Origin of the sequence: Capnocytophaga periodontitidis (genome assembly GCF_016126015.1) — a bacterium.
Taxonomy (GTDB): Bacteria; Bacteroidota; Bacteroidia; order Flavobacteriales; family Flavobacteriaceae; genus Capnocytophaga; species Capnocytophaga periodontitidis.
Genome location: NZ_JAEFDB010000001.1, coordinates 704,177 through 727,178, shown reverse-complemented (window position 1 = coordinate 727,178; position 23,002 = coordinate 704,177). Strand labels below are relative to the sequence as shown.

The following is a 23,002-nucleotide window of genomic DNA, read 5'->3' as shown; positions in this document are numbered from 1 at the left end:
TTGTTTTATTCCCATTCAATAGTGGCGGGCGGTTTGCTGCTGATGTCGTACACTACGCGGTTTACGCCTTTCACTTTGTTGATGATATCATTAGATACTTTTTGGAGGAATTTATAAGGCAAATCTACCCAATCAGCAGTCATACCATCTATACTTTCTACAGCGCGCAAGGCTACCACACGTTCGTAAGTACGTTCATCGCCCATTACCCCTACACTATTGATAGGTAAGAGGATTGCTCCTGCTTGCCACACTTTGTTGTAAAGGTTGTACTCTTTTAGTGCATTGATGAATATGGCATCTACTTCTTGCAAAACAGCTACTTTTTCTGCAGTAATGTCGCCTAAAATGCGGATGGCCAAACCAGGACCTGGGAAAGGGTGTCGCCCTAAGAGCTCGTTACTAATGCCTAAACTGCGACCTACGCGACGCACCTCGTCTTTGAAGAGCATACGCAAAGGCTCTACTACTTTCAGTTTCATATAATTGGGCAAACCTCCTACATTGTGATGAGATTTGATAGTGGCAGAAGGTCCTTTTACAGATAGAGATTCAATCACATCGGGATAAATAGTGCCTTGTGCTAACCATTGGGCGTCGGTTATTTTGTGTGCTTCATCGTCAAATACTTCAATAAAAACACGTCCGATAGTTTTGCGTTTCTCTTCAGGGTCGGTTTTACCTGCTAAGGCAGAGAGAAAACGAGTTGCAGCATCTACACCTTTTACGTTCAATCCCATACCCTCATATTGTTTCAAAACACTCTCAAACTCATTCTTACGTAAAAGTCCATTATTTACAAATATACAATGCAATTGTTTTCCAATGGCTTTGTTAAGCAATACAGCGGCTACCGTTGAGTCTACCCCTCCCGATAATCCTAAGATAACTTTTTCATTACCTATTTGAGTTTTCAGTTGGGCAACTGTCATTTCTACAAAGTTGTCGGACGTCCAATTAGGGATGAGTTTTGCTATTTTGAAAAGAAAGTTAGCTAATAGCTTCATACCATCGGCGGAGTGGGTTACTTCGGGGTGAAACTGGATGGCGTAAGTTTCTTCACCCTCTATGCGATAAGCAGCATTTGTTACATCAGGAGTACTTGCTAAACAGATTGCACCAATAGGCAATTGTTTGATAGTGTCACTATGACTCATCCATACAACACTTCCTTCAGCAATTCCTTCAAAAAGAGGTTCTTCAGGTTTTATATAAGAGAGGTGAGCACGACCATATTCTCGTATGTTAGAAGGAGCTACTTCACCACCGCAAAAGTGTGCTAAATACTGAGCTCCATAGCATACAGCTAAAAGTGGCATTTTGCCTTTCAATGCTGATAAGTCGGGGTGTAAGGCTTCTGCACTTCGCACTGAATAGGGAGAACCAGAGAGTATTACAGCTGAGAAATCACTTAGATTCTCGGGTAAGTGGTTATAAGGGTGCATTTCGCAATACACATTTAATTCACGCACTCGGCGAGCAATAAGCTGAGTGTATTGTGACCCAAAATCTAATAATAAAAGGCGTGAGCCTTGAAAAGTGTTGTTATTCATCGTTAAGGGTTGCGGCAGCAGTGAGTACTGCTTGTTTCAAACTTTCTTTATAATCAATCATTTTTTGTAAAAGTACAGCATTGGCACTTGCTAATATTTGTACGGCTAATAAGCCTGCATTTTTAGCAGCATTCAAAGCTACAGTAGCAACGGGGACTCCATTTGGCATTTGCAAAATAGAAAGGATAGAGTCCCAACCATCAATAGAGTTGCTGCTCTTTACAGGTACCCCTATTACAGGTAGTGGTGACATAGCGGCGACCATACCAGGCAGATGAGCTGCGCCTCCTGCTCCTGCAATAATTACCTGAATACCATTTTTATGAGCATTTGTGCTGAAATCCATCAGTTTCTGGGGGGTGCGATGTGCTGATACTATATCTACAACTGTTGTAATACCAAAGTTTTTAAGAACATCAATAGCGTCTTGCATTATGGGTAAATCACTTTTGCTTCCCATTACCACAGCTACTTTCATATATTTATATTTTTTCGGGCAAAGATACGAATAATTTGTCAATTAGCAAATTTGTCGATTAGCAAGTTGCATATTAAACTATATGATGAGTTAGATAGTTCATTTAATCTTAATTGTTAAAATTGTTAATTGTTGATTGTTAATTGTTAATTAATTTGTACCTTTGCCATAAAATTTATGAAAGCCTAAAAAGCCACTATGGATATTCTATTAAAATCAGCACGGATTATTGATCCAGAAAGTGCCTATCACAATAAAGTCAGAGATATTCTTATCTCGGGAGGTGTTATTCAGCAAGTTAGTGCATCTATTCCCCTTACTAATGAAATGCAAGTATTAGAGAATATTTATGTTTCACAAGGATGGACAGATAGTAGTGTTTGTTTTGGAGAGCCAGGGTTTGAAGAACGAGAAACTTTAGCTAATGGAATGCGTACTGCTGAAAAAAGTGGTTTTACTCATCTATTAATCAATCCGCTTACGCATCCTGTAGTGGATAGTCAGTCGGGGGTAGTATATATAAAGAATAAAACTGCTCATTGTGCTGCAACAGCTCATCCTATTGGGGCACTTACCATAGAGAGTAAAGGCGAGTATCTTGCTGAGCTTTTTGATATGAAAAAAGGAGGAGCAGTGGCTTTTGGCGATTATAAAAAAGCTATTAGCAATAGTAATTTGTTAAAAATAGCCTTACAATACACCCAACCCTTTGGAGGTATTGTAATTTCCTTTCCTAATGATACTAAAATTATGGGCAAAGGAGTGGTGAATGAACATATTGAAGCTACTCGTTTGGGACTGAAAGGAATTCCAGCTTTGGCTGAAGAACTTATGGTCGCACGCGATTTAGCTGTATTAGAATATGCAGGGGGTAAATTGCATATTCCAACAATTTCCACTGCAAAGTCGGTTGCCTTAATTAGAGAAGCCAAAGCTAAAGGATTAGATGTAAGTTGCAGTGTAGCAATACATAACTTGCATTTTATAGATGAAGTGTTAGAGAATTTTAATACTAACTACAAAGTATTACCTCCTTTACGTGATACTGCTAACGTACAAGCACTTAGAGAGGCTTTGAACGAGGGAGTGATAGACTTTGTTACTTCCGACCATAATCCATTAGATATAGAATTGAAATTTAAAGAGTTTGACTGGGCGGCTTTTGGTACAATAGGATTAGAGAATGCTTTTGGAATTCTTACCCAATATACTTCTATAGAACGATCTATACAATTACTTACTTCAGCTCGCAAACGTTTTCGTATTCCTTCTACACCTATTACTGAAGGGACTTCTGCTGATATGACTTTATTTACTCCCGAAGGCTCTTCAGTTTTTACAATAAATGATATTTTGTCGGCTTCTAAAAATAGTGCTTTTATAGGCGAGACAATGAAAGGAAAAGTTATAGGTGTAATAGCTCGTAATCAGTTGGTATTGAATTAGAAACTACAAAAAGAAAACTTATAATTAAAATGAGTAACAACAAAAAAATCCCATTAGAATATATTGTTAGAGAACCTCAAGTGAGGACTAAACGTCCTCCTGTAATCTTTATGTTACACGGCTATGGAAGCAATGAAGAAGATCTTTTTTCTTTTGCCGATGCTCTACCAGCTGAATATATGATTATCTCTTTTAGAGCACCTTATCATTTGGTAACTTTTGGCTATGCTTGGTATATGATTAATTTTGATACTGAACAAGAAAATTTTAGTGATAATGAACAAGCAATAGCTTCGCGCGACCTTATTATGCAATGTATAGAAGAGCTTTGCAAGCTATATGATTTAGATAACAAAAATATTACATTATTAGGTTTTAGTCAAGGAAGTATACTCAGTATGGCAATAGCACTTTCCTATCCTAAGAAAATACGCAATGTAATTGCGCTTAGTGGATATGTGAATAAAGAGATTTTAAAGGAAGGTTATGTACGTGAGAATCACTCAGCTACTCGTTTTTATGTATCACACGGTGCGAGCGATCAAGTGATTCCAGTGGAATGGGCACGACAAACTCCCGAATTTTTAAAGAATCTTGGTATTAAATACAAGTACGAAGAATTTCCTATAGGACACGGTGTATCACCACAAAACTTTTATTCTTTCCGTGATTGGCTTACCGAGCAATAGTATGGATAAAAAGATTTTCAACGCTAAATACGAACTTTTCAAACGGAAAGCTTATATCATTATTTATGGCACTAACACACCTTTAGGCAAGTTGTTTGACTTAGTGTTATTGGCTCTGATTGTTATCAGTGTGATAATGGTAATGCTTGAAACGGTGCAAGGAGTAAATGAACACTTGCACGGGGTACTCGTGTTTATGGAGTGGGTGATTACTGTTTTCTTCTCAATGGAATATGTTTTAAGAATTATTACTAACAAAAAACCTTATCGTTATATTTTTAGCCTTTATGGTATTATTGATTTGATTTCTATATTACCTATGTACTTGTCGTTCATTACTCCAGGTGCTAAGGCTATATCGGTAACACGTGCATTGCGTTTGCTTAGAATTTTTCGTATTTTAGATTTGGTGAGCTTTATGAACCAAGGCGAAGAATTGAAAATGGCATTGCGTACTAGTAGAAATAAGATTATTATTTTTATCTATTTTGTATCGGTGATATGTGTGCTTTTGGGGTCACTGATGTATGTGATAGAAGGGCGCGAAAATGGTTTTACAAGTATTCCTCGTAGTATTTATTGGTGTATTGTTACAATGACTACCGTAGGCTATGGCGATATAGCTCCTGCAACTACCTTAGGACAAATGTTAGCTTCGCTTATAATGATTCTGGGATATGGTATCATTGCAGTGCCCACAGGTATTGTTACTGCTGAATATACCAAAATGAAAACCCAGCGTCGACGTTGCAAACACTGTAACTTTCAAAATCCTCCTGAAGCAAAATATTGTAGCCAATGTGGCTCACCACTGAATGAACCTATAACAGATGCCGATAAAAAATAAGAAAACACTTCTCACTATAATAGGGCCTACAGCCATAGGCAAAACGAGTTTGGCAATAAATTTAGCTTTACACTTTGGTACAGAAATTATTTCTTGTGATTCTCGCCAGTTTTTCAAAGAGATGAGCATAGGTACTGCTGTTCCTTCAGCTGAAGAATTAGCCCAAGTGAAACATCATTTTATACAACATAAATCGATATTTGACCCCTACTCAGTGGGCGATTTTGAACGTGATACTATTACTTTGCTCACTGAGCTTTTCCGACAACACGATGTAGTGATAATGGTGGGAGGAAGTGGACTTTATGCTGATGCGGTGCTTTATGGATTAGATGATTTTCCTGAAGTTTCTACTGAAATTAGAAAAGAATTGGATGCACACTATCAAACACAAGGAATTGCCTATTTGCAAACAAAACTCAAGGATTTAGATCCAATTCAATACGGACGAATGGATATTCAAAATCCACAACGAATGATGCGAGCTTTGGAAGTGTGTATAGCATCAGGTAAACCTTATTCATCTTTTTTAAATAGGAAGGAAACTCTTAGAGATTTTACAAATATCACTATTGGACTTACTGCCGAACGAGAAGTCGTATATAATCGCATCAACGATCGAGTAGAACTAATGCTTGAAAATGGATTATTGATAGAGGCTCAAAGGCTTTTTCCTTATAAGGAACTCAATGCCTTACAAACAGTGGGATATAGAGAATTATTTGATTTTTTTGAAGGAAAAATATCTTTAGATTTTGCTATCGAAGAAATTAAGAAAAATACACGGCGTTTTGCAAAGCGACAATACACTTGGTTTTGTAAGAATAAAGATATTCATTGGTTTGAAATTAGCCAATTAAATAATTTGTCAATTAGTCAATTAGTTGATTTGTAAGAAAAATAGCCAAAGTAAAAAAACTTTGGCTAATTCTATAACGTTTAATTATGTGACAATTTTATCTTAAAAATTGTTTTACTTCTTCTTTTAAGTGGCTTAATGCATTAGCTGATGGAGTTGCTTTTTCGGCAAACTCTTTAAATATACCCTCTACCATTGCTTGTGAATCTTTTAGTTCATCATTATGAGCAGCTTTCCGAATTATGTGAATAGTAGCTATTTTAGCTGTTCTGATGATTTGCCACAATTGTCCGCTTAAATATATTTGCTGTGCCAAATTGTGTTCAAACTCTTCATCTATAGAATTCACGAGAAGTATTTCGTACTCTTGTTTAGAAAAGTTGTGGGGAGGGATGCGCAAAAAGAGTTGTTGAGGAGCAATGCGTTCCAAGAAGAGTGTCATACGCTCATAAGCTTGCAAACGGATAGGTAAAGCGTATTTTTGGTTTTCTTGTTGTAGTAAGAAAAAACGTTTTCTATCCTCGTTTTGAATGTGCATTCTAAAGAAATAGAAAGCAATAGCCCCTACAATAAGCGCAGGGATACAATACATAATGAAATTGACAATTTGGTCAGACATAAATTTAAGATGCTTTATACAATAAAATTTTTTCTAAGTTAGGGCTGAATATATCTTCAAAAGCTGATATGATACGCCCGTTTTTATCTATAATTACTGATTTATTGATATTGTTGATAAGGAATTTCTGAGACAAATCCATAAAGTTGATGGAGTGATATTGGTCTGTCCATTGATTTTCAGAAATTCTCTTGCGCCATTGGTTTTTATCTTGCCCTATATCAATACCTACAAATTTTACATTAGGGAATAGACTTTTCAGTTGAGCGATTCTATTAAAAATCAAGTTAGAGAGTTCTCTTTGGTTTACTGACCAAAAGTAGTATATGGTTACTTCGGGTTTTTGTATTGCTGAAAACTTAGTGAGAGAGCCTTTGGTGTCTATCAAATCGAAATCGGGGGGGATTTGTCCAGCTTGCAAAGCGATTACATTTTTAAACACTTTATCTAATTCAGCTTTGTGTTCATTATCCTTATTATACTTTGCAAATTTATCAAAATAATCTTGATATTGAGCATGTTCTTGAATGTTAAAGATATAAGCATAAGCGGCATTTCGATATAGATTATCTCTCAAACTTCCTTTATTAAACAAGCTATCAATAATTTTAATTTTCTCTAAGTGAAAACCTAACTCTCGGTTTAGATCTACTAAGGTACTATTGTTGTGAGTGTACTTTGTAAAGGCTAAGTTATTCACATACATTACCATATAGCTATAATAAGGTCGGTAGTATTCTAAAAAGAAGTTATTATAGTCAATTTGTTTCCTATAGTTGTAGAAATCAGAGGGTAAAAGGTGGTTTGTAAGATTTTTATTCTTATCTTGATATATAAATGGATATATTTCAATCTCTTTATAGAGAGGGAATATACTGCTCACTAAGGCTATATTTTTAGCTTTTTCAGAGAGATAAGGATGATTTTTTATGAAATTATCACACTCTTTTTTCTTTATTATCAAAATGGAATCAATTTTTTCTTTATATGTTATAGGGGGGAGGGAATGATATTTTTTCAATTCATCACTTTGGATATCGATGTTACTTAGCTGTGAAAGCAAAAAGTTATTGATAGCCGATCCTTTTCCTGAAAAAGAAATACTCTCCTCAAAGCGCAAAGTATTAGCATAAACCACTAAACTATCCAAAGGTTCTAAAAATACATATTGATATTTTCCTCCTATTTCAAAATTATACAATTTACTTTCTTTGATATTTAAAGAGAAAGTAAAGTTCTTATCTTTGTTCAGGAAGGTGGTGTCAATAGGAGTATCATTAGCATATAAAACCACTAATGAATCTTTAGAGTTTGGAAAGAAACCTGTAAAAAAGGTACTGTTTGTAGGTTGTTTTTTACAGCCTACTAAGGTAATGATAAGGGTTAATAATAAAAGTTTTCTCATCGTCATAAATCAAAAAATCATTCAACTACTGGTGGCAAAAGTACAAAAACTATCTAATCTAAAAAGTTAAAAGCATGTTAAATAAATAGTCAATGTAGAATATTAACATTAATTAACTTTTGTAGATATTTTTTAACATACAATTACTCATTTTCTTTAGTAGCTTGAAAAAGATATTTTTTTTCTTCATCGGTAAGGCTATCATAGCCACTGGTATTAATTTTGTTGAATAATTTTTGAATTTGGTGTTGTTTAATTCTTTGGTTTTCGGATATATGAGACGTTTGAGGTTCTATAATAGAAGGTGTAGAAAGAGTATTGGGGTTTTTCTTGGGAGAAAAGAGGTGTTTATAGCTAAAACCGACTAATATTCCGCTTAGAATTCCTCCAAAATGGGCTATTTTTCCTCCAAAATTATTAGAAATATCTATACAATCAAATAATATAAGGGCGAGAAGGAAAAACAATAATCGGATTCTAAAACTAAAGACATATATTTTATATGAGGGAAAAATAGTAACCACGAAGAACAAAAGACCTATAACAGCTGCCGAAGCACCTAATAAGGCATTGTTGCTCGCTATTTCGGGAGTGATATAACCCCATAATAAAAATGCAATACCTCCTCCTATCAAACTGAAAAAATAAACGCTTATGAAAGTTTTTGTTTTGAAAAGACGGAAAAATACGTGTCCAGAGAAGAACAAAAAAAACATATTCCAAAATAAATGTTCTATACTCACGTGATAAAAAGCATAGCTAAGCAGCGTCCAAGGTCGTTCTAAAAATAAGGGTAGTTGTTGAGGTACACATAACCATTGGTTCAGTTGTGATTGAGAGAATATTCCTCCATATACTAAACCTTGGGTGATACCAAAAGCTATTAGTGTGAATATAATCACTTTATTAGCGGCATTGAATTTTTGTGATAAGGAATTCATTGTTGTTGTTTTAGTATGAGTGATGCTGTTTTTTCACTAGCACCTTCACCTCCTAATTTCTCTCTAAGTTGAACATAGTCTTTAAATACTTCATACCGGTGGCGATAGGTAGAGAGTTTATCTAATTCTATCTTCAGGTTCTTTTTAGTAAGATCTCCTTGAATGAGTTCGGTTACAACTGGTTTATCCATAATGAGATTTACTAATGAGATATATTTTAGTTTGATAATACGTTTAGCGATGTGATAAGAAATCCAATTTCCTTTGTAACATACTACTTCGGGGATATTTAATAAGGCTGTTTCTAGGGTAGCTGTACCACTAGTTACCAAAGCAGCATACGAAATTGACAATAAATCGTAGGTTTTTCCGCTTACAAAATGTACGTTTTCCTCTTTGATGAAGCGTTGGTAAAAGTGATAGTCAATAGAAGGAGCGCCTGCAATTACGAATTGATATTGGTGATAGTCGTCTACTATAGAGAGCATTATCTTTAGCATTTTAGCAATTTCTTGTTTCCTACTGCCAGGTAGTAAGGCTATAATAGGACGATGGTCTAAGCCGTTTTCAGCTTTAAAAGTAACCTCATCTACTTCTTGTCGTTGAGCAATGGCATCAAGGAGGGGATGTCCTACAAAATGTACACGGTATTGATGTTCCTTTTCATAGAAGTCTTTTTCAAAAGGCAAAATCACGTACATAGCATCTACATCGCGTTTGATGGCTTTGATGCGATTTTCTTTCCACGCCCATATTTGAGGAGATATATAGTAATGAGTAGGGATGCCTTGCTGTTTAGCCCATTTGGCAATACGCATATTGAACCCAGGATAATCTATAAAAATGAGTATATCGGGTTTAAATTCAGAGATGTCTTTCTTACAAAAACTAATGTTTTTGAGGATAGTACGTAAGTTGAGTAATACCTCTAAAAAACCCATAAAGGCTAGATCTTTATAGTGTTTTACGAGGGTACCTCCGACTGCTTGCATACGATCGCCTCCCCAAAATTGAAAGTTTGCTTGAGGATCTTTAGCTAAAAGGGCTTTCATTAGGTTAGCAGCGTGCAAGTCACCCGATGCTTCTCCAGCGATAATATAGTATTTCATTTGTTTATTTATTAAGGATTATTACTTTCATTTTGATGTCTTTAGTAGGCCAATTATCTCTGCCTTCAGTGGGGACTTGGTTAATTTTATCTACCACGTCCATACCTGCTATTACTTTGCCAAAAGCTGTATAGTTACCGTCTAAATGATATGCACCAGGTTTTTGTACTACAATAAAAAACTCATAAGGTGAAGCGAATTGGTGTGGATTGTCGATATCGCTACTAGGCATAGAAACAATACCGCGATGGTGTTTGAAACCTTTTTTGGTATCTGGAGGTAATAAATAAGACCCTATGGCAGCTCTTCGGCGGCTTATTTCCCAAGTTTCGGAATTGCCTCCTTGTATGACAAAATTTTTTACCACTCGGTGAAAAACAGTGCCGTCAAAATATTTTTGTTTGGTGAGAAAGATAAAGTTAGCGCGATGGTAGGGAGTTTCATTAAACAATTCAATATCGATATTCCCATAATCGGTAATGATTCGTACAAAACGCTCTTTGTTTTCTTTCTCATATTGATTGAGAAAGGGGATTACATTATCAGTAGTGAGTGTTTCTACAGGAGCTACCTTTTCTTCTGCAACAGTTGTTGTAGTGTCTTTTGAAGTTGTTGTACTACTTTGTGTAGTAGTTGTTTTAGGTGAAGGCTCGTTACAAGCTACAGTCAATAAGCCTATCAATAATAAGCATTTTCTCATATTTGTTTCATAAAATTACGCAACACCTCTATGGTGGCTGCTTCGTTTTCAATATATACCAGATGTCCGCCCTCTAATACAGCGCTTTGCATTCCTATAGATTCGCCTAAAGCTGTCATTTTTTGGTAAGGAATTAAAGTATCTTCTTTTCCTAAGATAAAGAGTTTTTTAGCTGAAAGATGTTGAAGTACTGAGGTACGATCGGGGCGCTCTTTCATTCCTAAAGAAGCGGCTACAATCCCCTCATTAGGTGTTGTGATACCAATGTTGATGAGTTGTTGTAGAGCAACTGTCATTGTAGTGCGGTTTTTTTCGCTAAACAAATTAGTAACAGCTGTACGTACAAATAGTTCTTTTTCTTTTTCAATAACTTTCAATACACGGTCGCGATTGGCTTTTTTTTCTTCAGAGTCGGGTAGGGGAGTAGAGTTGAGCAATACTAAACCTTCAATATTTTGTTGGAAACGCTCAGCAAAAGCAAGTGCAACATAGCCTCCCATAGAGTGTCCTACTAAGATACATTTAGAAATGTTCTCATAGTCTAAAACAGCTTTTACTTCATCAGCCATCATTTCCATAGTGTGTACGGGGGCAATAGTAGGGGTTTTTCCGTGTCCTAAAAGGTCTATACACAATATCTTATAAGTATCGGAAAGCGATTTAGAAAGTGTATTCCATACAGTGCTATCTTCTAAGAAACCATGAAGAAATACAAGTGTTTTGTTAGAGAGATTACCTTGTAAAGTATAGTAAGAAATAGGTGTTTTCATTTTAACAAATTATAGAAAGGACAAAAGTAGTAATATTTTTTTAATTTGTTAATAAACAAATTGATAAATTGACAAATTATTTATACTTTTGCACTATGAATATTATTGAATTAAAAACTGTAGATTCTACAAATCGCTATCTAAAAGAGCTTGTACATTCTGAAACTTCATTACCTAACTTTCTCACTATATGGACACCACAACAAACGGCAGGTGTAGGACAGTATGGGGCAAAATGGCAAACAGAACCTTATCAAAATCTTACTTTTAGTATGCTTTTTATTCCTAAAAAGCTATTGCTACAGCAGGCTTTTTTGCTAAATATGTCGGTTGCTATAGCTGTGGTGAGAGCAGTAGAAGATGTTTTAAGAGAACACTCACTCACTGAAGAGCTCTACATCAAATGGCCTAATGATATTTTAATTAATAATAAAAAAGTAGGAGGGATACTGATAGAAAATGTATTACAAGGGCAACAAATAGCTAAAAGTGTCATAGGTATAGGATTGAATGTGAATCAAATAGAGTTTGAAGGGTTGCCTAAAGCTTCTTCATTGAAGAATATTATCAAGAAGAATTTGGATATAGAACAGCTAATGAAGCGCATTATTAGTGATATAGAAAAAGAATTAAGTGTAATAGAGAATTTTTCCTTTGAGGAGATATATAATGAGTACAGAAATTATTTGTTTCGTTTAGAAAAAGTATCTACTTTTAGGTCGCCTGAAGGAATACATTTTATGGGAATTATAAAAGGAGTTACATCTATAGGAGAATTGATAGTAGCAACTGAAGAGACAATTAAAAAATTTTCTCTCAAACAGATAGAACTATTGTACTAATTTCTAACACCTAATTAATGGTATCATATTCAATGATAAAAACTTCTTCATCATCATGTTTTAAATAATACACTTCACGTCCTAATTTTTCTTTGCCTTCATCAGTATAGAGAGCCTCTAATTCTTTTTTGTCTTTTTCAATTTCTTTTTGCAAGAATTGTTTTTGTCGAGTGAGTTTATCTAATTCACTGTTCATATTTCTATGTACCAAAAAGGAAGCATTGTCAAAAAAGAGCATATAGATAGTAAATACCCCCCCTACGACGAGGTATTTTTTGTATCCTTTGAAAATAGACGAAAAATTAGCTGTTTTTTTCATTATTGTTGAAAAATACGATTGTGAACAAGAGTTTTGAGGATTTCTATAGCTACAGTATTGCGGCGATTGTTAGGAATAATAATATCGGCAAATTCTTTAGCAGGTTCTATAAATTCGAGGTGCATAGGTTTGAGAGTAGTTTGGTAACGGTTGAGTACTTCGCTCACATCTCTGCCGCGTTCAGTAATGTCACGTTTAATACGGCGGATAAGTCGCTCATCGGAGTCGGCATGGACAAAAATTTTAATATCAAATAATTGGCGAATATCAGGATGGGCAAAGATGAGAATGCCTTCTACAATTACCACTTTTGTAGGGTTTACCAAAACAGTTTCGGGAGTGCGGTTGTGTTCTACAAACGAATAGGTAGGACTTTCAATTGATTTACCTTCTTTGAGAGCCAAAAGGTGTTCTTTTAGCAATTCAAAATCTATAGAATTGGGGTGGTCAAAATTTATTTTAGTGCGATCGGCAAACGATAAATGACTCAAGTCTTTATAGTAAGAATCTTGTGAGATAACGGTCACTTCTTCGCCAGAAAGTTCTTTAATTATTTGATTAACAACGGTAGTTTTACCACAACCAGTACCGCCTGTAATTCCTATGATAAGCATTTTTTTAAATTTTGCGGCAAAATTAGTAAAAAAGAGGGGATTAAAAAAATAAAAAAAAGAGAAACATTTTGTAGTGTATTAAAAAAGTATTACATTTGTCGCATTAATTAAAAAGAATTTTTCGATGAAAAAAATTATCTTAACTGCGTTATGCGTAGGAGTATTTGGTTTTTGCCAAGCTCAGAAAATTAATTTAGGAAAGGCTGCAAGCGCTGTTTCTAAAGGAGCTCAAGCACTTGCTTTTAGCAACGAAGATGCTAAAAAACTTTCGAAAGAATCGGTAGAATGGATGGATAAGCACAATCCAGTAACCGATAGTAAAAGTCTTTATACCAAGCGTTTGAATCGCCTTTTTGGCAAGCACAAGAGCGAAGATGGACTCAACCTTAACTACAAAGTGTATCACGTGATTGATATCAACGCTTTTGCTTGTGCTGATGGTAGTGTGCGTGTATTCTCTTCATTGATGGATTTGATGACTGATGATGAACTTTTGGCAATCATTGGTCACGAAATAGGTCACGTGAAAAATGAAGATACTAAAGATGCTATTAAATCAGCTTATATGCGTGCAGCAGCCCAAGATGCTGCAGGAGCAGCTTCAGGAGCAGTGAGAGCTTTGAGCGACACCGAACTTGGAGAGATGGCTAATGCTATGCTTGATGCTAAACATAGTAAAAAGCAAGAATCACAAGCTGATGAATACGCTTATAACTTTATGAAAAAACACGGTTATAACGTAGTAGCAGTTTACACTGCATTCAAAAAAATGGCTTTACTTTCAGGGGGTGACACTCGAAGCAAATTTCAGAAAATGATGAGTTCACACCCCGATAGCGAAAAACGTGCTGAAGCTGCTAAAAAACGCGCTATTAAAGATGGTCTTTGGAAAGACCCTGGAGAGGTAACCCTACCTAAAACACCTATAAAATAATAACCTCTCTATCATATAAATGAGAAAAAAACAAAGAAAGGCACCTCGTGCCCTCAGAAGGAAAAAGTCTAACGCTTTTAAATACTTAAGTGTATTTTTAGCGTGTCTTTTGTTGTTGGGGGTAGGAGGTGCTTTTTATATTAGAAACTATTATCCAGCCCTTTACCAAAAAATCCTCAATAAACTCACTTCTCGCAAAATGAATTCTACTTACGAGAGTGCGCGTATTGAACGCATAGTGAGCTTGTATTACGATAAAGTATTCGGTATTGACCTTTCTCATTATCAGGAGCGCGATGAAATACAATGGGATAGTCTTTACATCAAAAACAAAACAGTTCGTTACCCCTTGCAATTTACTATTTTTAGGGCGACAATGGGCAACGAAGCTACCGATAAAAACTTCATTCACTTTTGGAAGGAAGCTAAAAAACATCAACTGATACGAGGGGCTTATCACTACTATCGTCCCGATGAAGATCCTGTGTTACAAGCTCAATCTTACCTCAAAAACACTACGCTTGAAAAGGGTGATTTCCTACCTATATTAGATGTAGAACAGTTGCCCAAGAAAAAAACAAAAGAACAATTCCTTAAAGATATACAAACGTGGTTAGACCTCGTTGAAAAACGCTACAAACGCAAACCTATACTTTATACTTATATCAGTTTTTATGAAGATTATTTGTACCCTATTTTTAAGAGTTATCCTCTTTGGGTAGCTAACTACAACAATGTATCGGTGCCTACCTCGGTATTTACTTGGAAGATGTGGCAATTTACTGAAAATGGCATTACCGCAGGGGCTAAAGTGAAGATAGACTTTAATGTTTTCAATGGAGACATTACCGAAATACAATCCCTATTAATCAAATGACCAAGAAAGAATTACGGCAACTCTACAAACAGAAGCGCACAGCCTTATCGGTAGCTAAGCGAGAGATGATGAGCCTACAAATCGCTCAGCAGCTTTCACTATGTGATATATGGGGGTATAATTGTTATCACCTATTCCTATCTATTAAAAAACTCAATGAGGTTGATACAACCCCTATTCTACAACTTCTTTATGAGAAAAATAAACAAGTAGTGGTACCAAAAATGAACTCTGAAAAGCGAACTCTTACTTCTATACCATTTACCAAAGATACTCTTTTACAAACGAATAGTTGGGGAGTGCCAGAACCTAAAGATGGAATTGCTATTTCTGCACATAAAATAGAAGTAGTATTTGTTCCTCTTCTCGCTTACGACCTATATGGTAATCGTATAGGTTACGGAGGAGGCTACTATGACCGATTTTTAGCAGAATGCCGTCCAGAAACTCTTAAAATAGGGCTTTCATTTTTTTTACCTGAAGAGAATTTTTCGTCTATTTCTCTTCCTACTGATGTTCGTCTTACACATATAGCAACCCCAGAAAAAATTATAACAATTGAATGATTATCAGTTGTTTTCGACTTATAGATGCTTTATTAAAAATTTAAGTCTTTGACAAAGTGTTCTATAATTCCTCTAAATAATTTGCGTAATACTCTTATTTTCTTTATTTTTGCCCTCAAAATTAGTGAATTAAGTCAATTATCAATTGAAATGAAATATAAAAGAATTTTACTTAAACTCAGCGGGGAAGCTCTTATGGGGAGTCGTCAGTACGGTATTGACCCTGCTCGATTAAAAGAATATGCTACCGAGATAAAAGAGGTAGTAAAACAAGGAGTAGAAGTAGCTATCGTGATTGGTGGCGGGAATATCTTTCGTGGGGTAGCAGGAGCCAGCAATGGTATGGATAGGGTGCAAGGCGACTATATGGGAATGCTTGCTACTGTTATCAACTCGCTTGCTCTACAAAGTGCGTTGGAAGATGAAGGTATCTTCACTCGTTTGCAAACAGCTATTAAGATGGAAGCCATCGCAGAGCCTTTTATCAAGCGTCGTGCTGTACGCCATTTAGAGAAAGGGCGTGTAGTTATCTTCGGGGCAGGAACTGGTAATCCTTACTTTACAACTGACTCGGCAGCCGTACTTCGCGCTATTGAAATCAATGCTGATGTAATCCTCAAAGGGACTCGCGTAGATGGTATCTATACTGCCGACCCTGAGAAAGACCCTAAGGCAGTGAAGTTTAGTCACATCTCTTTTAATGAATGTATTGATAAAAACCTTAAAGTAATGGATATGACGGCTTTTACTCTTAGCCAAGAGAACCATTTGCCTATTATTGTATTTGATATGAACAAAAAAGGCAATCTCGCTAAAGTAGTAGCAGGGGAAAATGTAGGAACCGTAGTTAATGATTAATGATTACTGATTAATGGAAGTATTGTTCAATTGGTGTTGTGAAGTAATGCAATCATTGGCAAATTTTACAGGGTTTACCTATAAAGAAGTGAATGCTATTGTCTTTATTTTTCTAATGCCTATGGTAGATATAGCTCTTTTGGTACTTTTTGTAGTTAAATACGTACAATACAGAGAGAAAAAGCGCTTTATTAAACAATTAGAATCACACTACTAATGGAACAAAATCTATTACATAGATATTTTGACCTTGTAGTGGAAGGCTTGCATTTATTAGCAGATTCTTTTGGAACTACTTATGAAGCAGTGAATATCTATTTGTTTGTGATTATACAACCATTATTGACAATTTTATTGATTGTAGGTATTTTCTTCTTTCATAAGAAGAACAATAATCTACAAATGAAAATTAAAAAGTTATTATCTAATAAAACTAATACTAATAAATAAAACAATATACAATGAACGAAGAAATTAATATTATCTTAGACACTACAAACGAGGCGATGCAAGAGGCGTTGCAACACTTGGACAAGGCTTTGGGCAATATTCGCGCAGGTAAGGCTAGTCCGCAAATGGTAAGTAGCGTAATGGTAGACTATTACGGAGCGCAAACCCCTCTTAGTCAGGTAGCTAACGTGTCAGCTCCCGACTCACGTACCATTTCTATTCAGCCTTGGGAAAAGAAAATGATTCAACCTATTGAGAAGGCTATCCAAATAGCTAACTTAGGCTTTAACCCTATGAACAATGGCGAAATGGTGATTATCACTGTTCCACCACTTACCGAAGAACGTCGCCGTGAGCTTGTAAAACAAGCTAAAGGTGAAGGTGAAGACGCTAAAATCAGTGTACGCAATGCTCGACAAGATGCTAACAAGGAAATCAAAAAAGTAGAAACTTCTGACGATATCAAGAAAGATGCTGAAGAGCGTGTACAAAAACTTACTGATAAATACATCAAAAAAGTAGAAGAAGTATTGGCTACTAAAGAAGCTGAGATACTAAAAGTTTAGGTTAGGTAAGAGATAAGAGAGGATAGGGTATAGTAATATAATAAGTAATAAGAAATGACAAATAACGAACAAGTTAAGGATTTAGTGAATCGCCTGGGTGCGTTAAGGAGGTATCTTTGACATAGATGCCAAACGTATTGAAATAAGTAACGAAGAAGAGAAGACTTTTGCACCTGACTTTTGGGATAACGCCAAAGAGGCTGAAAAGGTGATGCGTGAACTTCGCACCCAAAAGAAATGGGTAGAAGATTATGAGGAAGCTGAAAGCCTTACCTCAGATGTAGAGGTGTTGCTCGACTTTTTTAAAGAAGGCGAAGCTACTGCCGACGAGGTAGACCAGCAATACGCACAAGCCCTACACGCTATTGAGGCATTGGAATTCCGCAATATGCTCTCTGATGAAGGCGATGCGATGAGTGCTGTACTACAAATTACTGCAGGAGCAGGCGGTACTGAAAGTTGTGATTGGGCTTCAATGCTCTTGCGTATGTACACAATGTGGTGCAACAACCAAAAGTATAAGGTAAAAACGCTCAACTTCCAAGAAGGTGATGTAGCAGGCATTAAAACAGTTACTATTGAAATTGAAGGTGAATATGCCTTTGGTTATCTCAAAGGAGAGAATGGCGTACATCGCTTGGTGCGCATCTCACCTTTTGATAGCAATGCTAAACGCCATACTTCTTTTGCCTCGGTATATGTATACCCGCTAGCAGATGATACTATTGAAATAGAAATTAATCCTGCCGATATTACTTTCGAGACGATGCGTTCTAGCGGGGCCGGTGGACAGAATGTGAACAAAGTAGAGACTGCAGTACGCCTCCGCCACCACCCTACGGGAATTATTATTGAGAACTCCGAAACCCGCAGTCAGCTCGATAATAAAAACAAGGCATTGCAATTGCTCAAATCACAACTGTATGAAATAGAACTCAAAAAGCGTCAAGCCAAACGCGATGAGATAGAAGCAGGCAAAATGAAAATAGAGTGGGGTTCACAAATACGCAACTATGTGATGCACCCTTATAAACTCGTAAAGGATGTACGCACTAATTACGAATCTACTGATGTAGATAGCGTAATGAACGGCGAACTCGACGAATTTCTTAAAGCCTACTTAATGCTTATGGGTACGAGTCGTGCAGGCGATACTGATTAATAAAATATAACTTTGCCAAAGGTTGTAGCACAACAGGCTATAAAACCTTTGGCAAAGTATTTTTTAATAATACATCTATTTATGTACACCTATTTTACCGACAAATACAATTTAAAAATCATTTATTCCCATCAAGGGTATGGCAATTTCATACGATTATACAGAGGAATACCTGTGGAATTATTTTTTATGGATAAGGATATAAAATCATTTGATGATTTTTTGCCTTTTGCTGATACTGTAAAAAGTATAAATTTTTTGAGGTGCACTTTAGATGATTTGAGTGCACTTACTGAATTTAAAAAGCTCAAGGAATTATATATTTCTGATAGCATTATCTATTCAAAGCGATTTTGTCAATTTCTTCAGTTACCTTCTTTAAAAGAATTGACTATTTTTAATCGAAACTATCCAGAAGAAAATCCTTATGTATATTCGTTGGCAGAGGCTCATTTGCCTTCTCTGAGGAGTTTAGGCATAGGAGGTTTCAAAACAGATAGTTTAAAAGATGTATATTTACCTTCTTTACGGGAGTTGGCATTGCCTTATTCGGTTAATAGTTTGAAAGGAGCTTATATTCCTTTGCTTGAGAAATTGGATGCTGAACATTTTAAAGAAATAGATATTGCATTGCCCAAGCTCAAAAAATTACATATAAAGTTGAAAGGTTTTGATTTCTATTCACTCAAAAATACCCCTAATTTGAGAGAATTGTATGCTGTTCATACTTATTATGATGATTCGCAAACTTTTGATGGCTTGGAGGTATGCAAAAAATTAAAATATATTGAGATGCTATCTTGTCCTTTTAAAAACTTTCTTCCGTTTAGTAAATTGAAGTCTCTTGAGCATTTGGATGTGAGTTATGGCTCCGAAATAGAAAGTTTAGAAGGCTTAGAGCAATTGCCAAATTTAAAAAGGCTCTGTTTGTATGACAATGAATTTATCAAAGAAATAGATGATATATCGTTTATTAAGAATTTAAAAGTATTAGAAATAGAAAAACATAAGGTTCTAAAAATAATAGATGAAATAGAGAAACGAGATATTGCACTTTGGATAATACCAGATGAGAGTTGATAATGAACAAAGAAATTCAAATTTATTCAGATTATGATGGAAAAAATCTCGCTTTATTAGAGATAAATAATGCGAGTGATAAAACTATTTTACAACTAAAAGAAATAGAGAATCATATTATTAGGCTTCGTTTTGAGGAAGCTCCTAAATCTGAAAAGTTAGAAGTGCTATCAGAGGTGCTGGCACAGCCTCATAAATCGGTGTTTATATTGCAATTGCTAAGAGAAAATAATCAGGAGGCTTGGATAAATATAGAGGATTTTAAAAGTATATGGAATGTAGAGCAAGTGTTTATTAGTAATAGAGATTGGGGATTTGATTCGCTCAAAGGTATTGAGTATTTTCAAAACCTAAAAGAATTAGTTTTGGCACTTCGGTATGATAAAAATCTAAGTCTTACTCCTTTGGAATCTTGCTATAAATTAGAAAAGATAAACTTAGAACTTCCTCTAACAAAAAAACAACATCAAGAGCTATCGATGTTGCAATCATTAAAGAAAATGAATGTGAGAGGCTTACAAACAGATTTAGTTCAAGTAATGCCCACTATGGAGTTTTTGGAAGTGCAAGGGCTACAAAGTACAGACCTCGACAAAAAGATGCCTAATTTGAAAGAATTGTTGCTATTCAATAGCAATAAGTTAGAAGATATTAGTTTTATTTCGGGGTTAATACATTTAGAAAGTTTATCTTTTTTAGGAGCTAATAAAATTGCTAAACTCCCTTCACTTGCCGAACTAAAACAACTTACCTATCTTTCGCTGATGAATATGAAAGGACTCACTGATATTTTCAGCATCAGAGAGGTGAAGCAACTGTGCCGTTTGCGTATTGCTACCAATTCGTTTAGATTAGAAGATTTGTCTTGGCTCATTCCTGAAGTATTTCCTTTTTTGGAAAGTATTACAATAAAACTCAAAACGATGAAAGAAACAAGAAACTTTTTGGAGAGATTTCCCGAGATAGGTAAGATACAATACGATTAGATTAAAAGAGAAACAACGATTGAAACTATTTTAGTAATGCTATATGGAGTTTGTTTTTGGTTGTTGAACAAGAATAAAGACAATATTTTATTAGACAACAGTGGAATAGAAATGTTTGAAGCATTGAATCCGCAAGGAAAGTTATTTACTATCCTTGAAGATTTAAGTACATATTATAAAATATCTTATGGTGATAAAGTATTTATTATACAGAAAGAAGCTATGAAAGTTATAGAAGGTAGTTTTATAGAAATAGGTACTTTGGTATTGGTAGTAGCTAGTAAAAAACAAGCTATTATAAAAGATCGATATTGGCATTTTAAAGATAGTAAGCCTTTTTATATTTTATTAGGTAGTAGTAGAAGATTTTTTGAGGAAGAATTGCTATATGAAGAAAGAAATATTAATATGTAGCGATTGTAATTATGACAATTTAGTAGCTGAGATTTATATAGATGATAAATATATACATTAGTTAGTTATGATGATAATGGTAATTTCTTTGTAGAAACGCCTACGGTCAAACCAATTAATGAGGATATAATAACTCATAAGGTTGATTATGATGTATTTATTGAGTTATTAGAAGAAGCTAAAACAGTTTAAAATGAACGAAAAAATAGTAGTTTATCAGGTGTTGACAAGGCTTTTTGGGAATACTAATACTACCAATAAAGCGTGGGGCACTAAGGATGAAAATGGAGTGGGCAAGTTCTCTGATTTTACTGAGAAGGCTCTATTAGAAATAAAAAAGTTAGGAGCCACACATATATGGTTTACAGGGGTGTTACATCACGCTCTCACTACTGATTATACGGCTTACGGCATCAGTAATGACTTTCCCGCAGTAGTAAAAGGACGCGCGGGCTCTCCTTATGCCATAAAGGATTATTACACTGTAAACCCAGACCTTGCTGACAATCCCTTAAAACGTTTGGAGGAGTGGGAAGCCCTCATCACACGTACGCACCAGTGCGGACTGAAAGTGATTATGGATATAGTGCCTAATCACGTGGCACGCCGTTATGAGAGTATTGCTAAACCTGAGGGTGTAAAAGGTTTTGGTGAAGATGATGATATTTCGGTGACTTATGCTGTAAACAATAATTTCTATTACAACCCTAATGAGGCTTTTAAACTACCTGAAGGTATTTATGGTGAATATCACGAGTTTCCTGCTAAATGGACAGGTAATGGAGCGCGTGCTTCTCAGCCCGATCGCAATGATTGGTATGAAACCGTAAAGCTCAACTATGGGGTACGCCCTGATGGCATTAAGGATTTTCCAGAACTACCTATAGGTTTTGAGAGTGAAGATACAGAAGTGCATTACCGTTTTTGGCAAGAGCAAATCGTACCTAATACTTGGCAAAAGTTTAAAGATATTGCTTTGTATTGGCTTGAAAAAGGTGTAGATGGATTCCGTTATGATATGGCTGAAATGGTACCTGTGGAGTTTTGGAGTTATCTCAATTCGACCATTAAACATCATAACCCAGAGGCTTTTCTGCTGGCTGAGGTATACAACCCCAATGAATATCGTCCTTATTTACACTTAGGGAAGATGGATTACCTCTACGACAAAGTGCAATTGTATGACACTTTGCGCAATATCGTAGCACACGCACATACCACTGATGCCATAGCCCCTATACAACACAACCTCTCCGATATTTCAGACCGTATGTTGCATTTTTTAGAAAACCACGATGAGCAACGTATAGCCTCACCAGAATTTGCGGGCTATGCCGAAAAGGCTAAATCTGCAATGGTAGTTTCTACCCTCATTAGCGAATCGCCAGTAATGGTGTATTTCGGTCAGGAGGTGGGAGAGAGAGCGGCAGAATGGGCAGGTTTTGGCAGTCCGTCGCGTACTTCTATTTTTGATTATATAGGAGTCCCAGCTCATCAACGGTGGGTAAACAACAAACAATATGACGGAGGTCAGCTTAGTAATTCGGAGCGAGCATTACGCGATTTCTATCAGCGATTACTCAATTTAAAGGTCAATGGTGCTTATATTGATTTGCATCAATACAATCGAGAGCACACCGTTTATTACAACGACAAAGTGTATAGTTTTGCGAGAGGGAATGAAGAAGAGCAATGGGTGATGGTGTGCAATTTTAGTGAACACGAAAGCTATGGTTTTGACTTGCAATTGCCAGCCTATTTGCTAGGCAGTTGGTTCTTGAATGACGGTACATATACCCTTAGCGATGTTCTTTACCACGAAAAGCAAACTACTTTATATATAGAAAATGGCAAAGGAAGATTGCGAGTAGATATAGCCCCTTTGGAGTCTTTAGTGTTTAGAATTTCTTGATAAAGT

27 protein-coding genes are annotated in these 23,002 nt (G+C 35.7%); 17 read left to right on the top strand and 10 right to left on the bottom strand.

The genetic code is table 11. The annotated features are described in order from the left end of the window. Positions 1–5: 5 nt before the first annotated feature. Both guaA and purE read right to left on the bottom strand, forming a co-directional pair. On the bottom strand, positions 6–1,553 hold the full coding sequence (guaA, locus tag I7X29_RS03560; protein WP_198472851.1) for a glutamine-hydrolyzing GMP synthase: 1,548 nt from the start codon (positions 1,551–1,553) through the stop codon (positions 6–8). Beyond that, entirely contained in the window at positions 1,546–2,031 is a 486-nt protein-coding gene (gene purE / locus I7X29_RS03555; RefSeq protein WP_009413586.1) for a 5-(carboxyamino)imidazole ribonucleotide mutase, read from the bottom strand. The genes guaA and purE overlap by 8 nt, the downstream gene beginning before the upstream one ends. Before the next feature lie 198 nt (positions 2,032–2,229). On the opposite strand from purE, the gene I7X29_RS03550 reads away from it, so the two are divergent. Genes I7X29_RS03550 through miaA form a run of 4 tightly spaced genes read left to right on the top strand, consistent with a single transcriptional unit; the run spans position 2,230 to position 5,908 of the window. After that, on the top strand, positions 2,230–3,477 hold the full coding sequence (locus tag I7X29_RS03550) for a dihydroorotase (protein ID WP_198472850.1): 1,248 nt from the start codon (positions 2,230–2,232) through the stop codon (positions 3,475–3,477). Between the two features lie 29 nt (positions 3,478–3,506). Further along, positions 3,507–4,166, top strand: a complete 660-nt coding sequence (locus I7X29_RS03545; RefSeq protein ID WP_198472849.1) for an alpha/beta hydrolase — start codon at positions 3,507–3,509, stop codon at positions 4,164–4,166. A 1-nt stretch (position 4,167) separates the two neighbouring features. Next, complete coding sequence (locus I7X29_RS03540; RefSeq protein WP_198472848.1) at positions 4,168–5,013, top strand: ion transporter; 846 nt, start codon at positions 4,168–4,170, stop codon at positions 5,011–5,013. Further along, positions 4,997–5,908 carry a tRNA (adenosine(37)-N6)-dimethylallyltransferase MiaA gene (gene miaA / locus I7X29_RS03535; protein ID WP_198472847.1) on the top strand — a complete coding sequence of 304 codons (912 nt, stop codon included), beginning with the start codon at positions 4,997–4,999 and terminating at the stop codon, positions 5,906–5,908. Before I7X29_RS03540 ends, miaA begins: the two co-directional genes overlap by 17 nt. Positions 5,909–5,969: 61 nt before the next feature. Here the strand turns inward: miaA and I7X29_RS03530 are convergent, their stop codons facing one another. From I7X29_RS03530 to I7X29_RS03505, 6 genes are all read right to left on the bottom strand, one after another. Further along, on the bottom strand, positions 5,970–6,491 hold the full coding sequence (locus I7X29_RS03530; protein ID WP_009413591.1) for a DUF7935 family protein: 522 nt from the start codon (positions 6,489–6,491) through the stop codon (positions 5,970–5,972). Between the two features lie 4 nt (positions 6,492–6,495). Next, on the bottom strand, positions 6,496–7,902 hold the full coding sequence (locus tag I7X29_RS03525; RefSeq protein WP_198472846.1) for a TlpA family protein disulfide reductase: 1,407 nt from the start codon (positions 7,900–7,902) through the stop codon (positions 6,496–6,498). A gap of 137 nt (positions 7,903–8,039) precedes the next feature. Further along, entirely contained in the window at positions 8,040–8,837 is a 798-nt protein-coding gene (locus I7X29_RS03520; protein WP_198472845.1) for a rhomboid family intramembrane serine protease, read from the bottom strand. Then, positions 8,834–9,946, bottom strand: coding sequence for a lipid-A-disaccharide synthase (lpxB, locus tag I7X29_RS03515; RefSeq protein ID WP_198472844.1), 1,113 nt, complete (start codon positions 9,944–9,946; stop codon positions 8,834–8,836). Before lpxB ends, I7X29_RS03520 begins: the two co-directional genes overlap by 4 nt. 4 nt (positions 9,947–9,950) lie before the next feature. Further along, positions 9,951–10,646 carry a peptidylprolyl isomerase gene (locus tag I7X29_RS03510; RefSeq protein WP_198466098.1) on the bottom strand — a complete coding sequence of 232 codons (696 nt, stop codon included), beginning with the start codon at positions 10,644–10,646 and terminating at the stop codon, positions 9,951–9,953. Next, positions 10,643–11,416, bottom strand: a complete 774-nt coding sequence (locus I7X29_RS03505; RefSeq protein WP_198472843.1) for an alpha/beta fold hydrolase — start codon at positions 11,414–11,416, stop codon at positions 10,643–10,645. The genes I7X29_RS03510 and I7X29_RS03505 overlap by 4 nt, the downstream gene beginning before the upstream one ends. A 95-nt stretch (positions 11,417–11,511) precedes the next feature. Here I7X29_RS03505 and I7X29_RS03500 point away from each other — a divergent pair, with 95 nt between their 5' ends. Next, on the top strand, positions 11,512–12,258 hold the full coding sequence (locus I7X29_RS03500; protein ID WP_198472842.1) for a biotin--[acetyl-CoA-carboxylase] ligase: 747 nt from the start codon (positions 11,512–11,514) through the stop codon (positions 12,256–12,258). Between the two features lie 10 nt (positions 12,259–12,268). On the opposite strand, the gene I7X29_RS03495 is transcribed toward I7X29_RS03500, so the two are convergent. Together I7X29_RS03495 and udk are read right to left on the bottom strand one after the other, a co-directional pair. Further along, the gene (locus I7X29_RS03495) at positions 12,269–12,577 is read right to left on the bottom strand and encodes a septum formation initiator family protein (RefSeq protein ID WP_002678902.1); all 309 of its coding nucleotides are present in this window, start codon (positions 12,575–12,577) and stop codon (positions 12,269–12,271) included. After that, on the bottom strand, positions 12,577–13,191 hold the full coding sequence (gene udk / locus I7X29_RS03490; protein WP_198472841.1) for a uridine kinase: 615 nt from the start codon (positions 13,189–13,191) through the stop codon (positions 12,577–12,579). The genes I7X29_RS03495 and udk overlap by 1 nt, the downstream gene beginning before the upstream one ends. 124 nt (positions 13,192–13,315) lie before the next feature. On the opposite strand from udk, the gene I7X29_RS03485 reads away from it, so the two are divergent. From I7X29_RS03485 to I7X29_RS03430, 12 genes are all read left to right on the top strand, one after another. Beyond that, positions 13,316–14,125: a M48 family metallopeptidase gene (locus I7X29_RS03485; protein ID WP_198472840.1), complete on the top strand. Its 810-nt coding sequence runs from the start codon at positions 13,316–13,318 to the stop codon at positions 14,123–14,125. A 19-nt stretch (positions 14,126–14,144) separates the two neighbouring features. Next, a complete protein-coding gene (locus I7X29_RS03480) occupies positions 14,145–15,002 on the top strand; it encodes a GH25 family lysozyme (RefSeq protein WP_198472839.1) in 858 nt (285 codons plus the stop codon). Next, complete coding sequence (locus tag I7X29_RS03475) at positions 14,999–15,568, top strand: 5-formyltetrahydrofolate cyclo-ligase (RefSeq protein WP_198466093.1); 570 nt, start codon at positions 14,999–15,001, stop codon at positions 15,566–15,568. The genes I7X29_RS03480 and I7X29_RS03475 overlap by 4 nt, the downstream gene beginning before the upstream one ends. 150 nt (positions 15,569–15,718) lie before the next feature. Continuing rightward, the gene (pyrH, locus tag I7X29_RS03470) at positions 15,719–16,426 is read left to right on the top strand and encodes a UMP kinase (RefSeq protein ID WP_198472838.1); all 708 of its coding nucleotides are present in this window, start codon (positions 15,719–15,721) and stop codon (positions 16,424–16,426) included. Between the two features lie 13 nt (positions 16,427–16,439). Next, a complete protein-coding gene (locus I7X29_RS03465) occupies positions 16,440–16,643 on the top strand; it encodes a hypothetical protein (RefSeq protein WP_198472837.1) in 204 nt (67 codons plus the stop codon). Continuing rightward, positions 16,643–16,876: a hypothetical protein gene (locus tag I7X29_RS03460; protein ID WP_198472836.1), complete on the top strand. Its 234-nt coding sequence runs from the start codon at positions 16,643–16,645 to the stop codon at positions 16,874–16,876. The genes I7X29_RS03465 and I7X29_RS03460 overlap by 1 nt, the downstream gene beginning before the upstream one ends. A gap of 11 nt (positions 16,877–16,887) precedes the next feature. Then, entirely contained in the window at positions 16,888–17,442 is a 555-nt protein-coding gene (gene frr / locus I7X29_RS03455; protein ID WP_198472835.1) for a ribosome recycling factor, read from the top strand. Between the two features lie 54 nt (positions 17,443–17,496). Continuing rightward, positions 17,497–18,604 (top strand): peptide chain release factor 2 gene (gene prfB, locus I7X29_RS03450; RefSeq protein WP_198472834.1). Its coding sequence is split into 2 segments (ribosomal slippage): positions 17,497–17,559 and positions 17,561–18,604, totalling 1,107 coding nucleotides; the frame shifts between segments, so codons are not numbered across the junction. A gap of 12 nt (positions 18,605–18,616) precedes the next feature. Next, entirely contained in the window at positions 18,617–19,684 is a 1,068-nt protein-coding gene (locus I7X29_RS03445) for a leucine-rich repeat domain-containing protein (protein ID WP_198472833.1), read from the top strand. A 2-nt stretch (positions 19,685–19,686) separates the two neighbouring features. Then, positions 19,687–20,670 (top strand): leucine-rich repeat domain-containing protein, encoded by a 984-nt coding sequence (locus I7X29_RS03440; protein ID WP_198472832.1) that lies wholly within the window; start codon positions 19,687–19,689, stop codon positions 20,668–20,670. A 36-nt stretch (positions 20,671–20,706) separates the two neighbouring features. Next, entirely contained in the window at positions 20,707–21,084 is a 378-nt protein-coding gene (locus tag I7X29_RS03435) for a hypothetical protein (RefSeq protein ID WP_198472831.1), read from the top strand. A 193-nt stretch (positions 21,085–21,277) separates the two neighbouring features. After that, the gene (locus I7X29_RS03430) at positions 21,278–22,996 is read left to right on the top strand and encodes an alpha-amylase family glycosyl hydrolase (protein ID WP_198472830.1); all 1,719 of its coding nucleotides are present in this window, start codon (positions 21,278–21,280) and stop codon (positions 22,994–22,996) included. Positions 22,997–23,002: the final 6 nt, after the last annotated feature.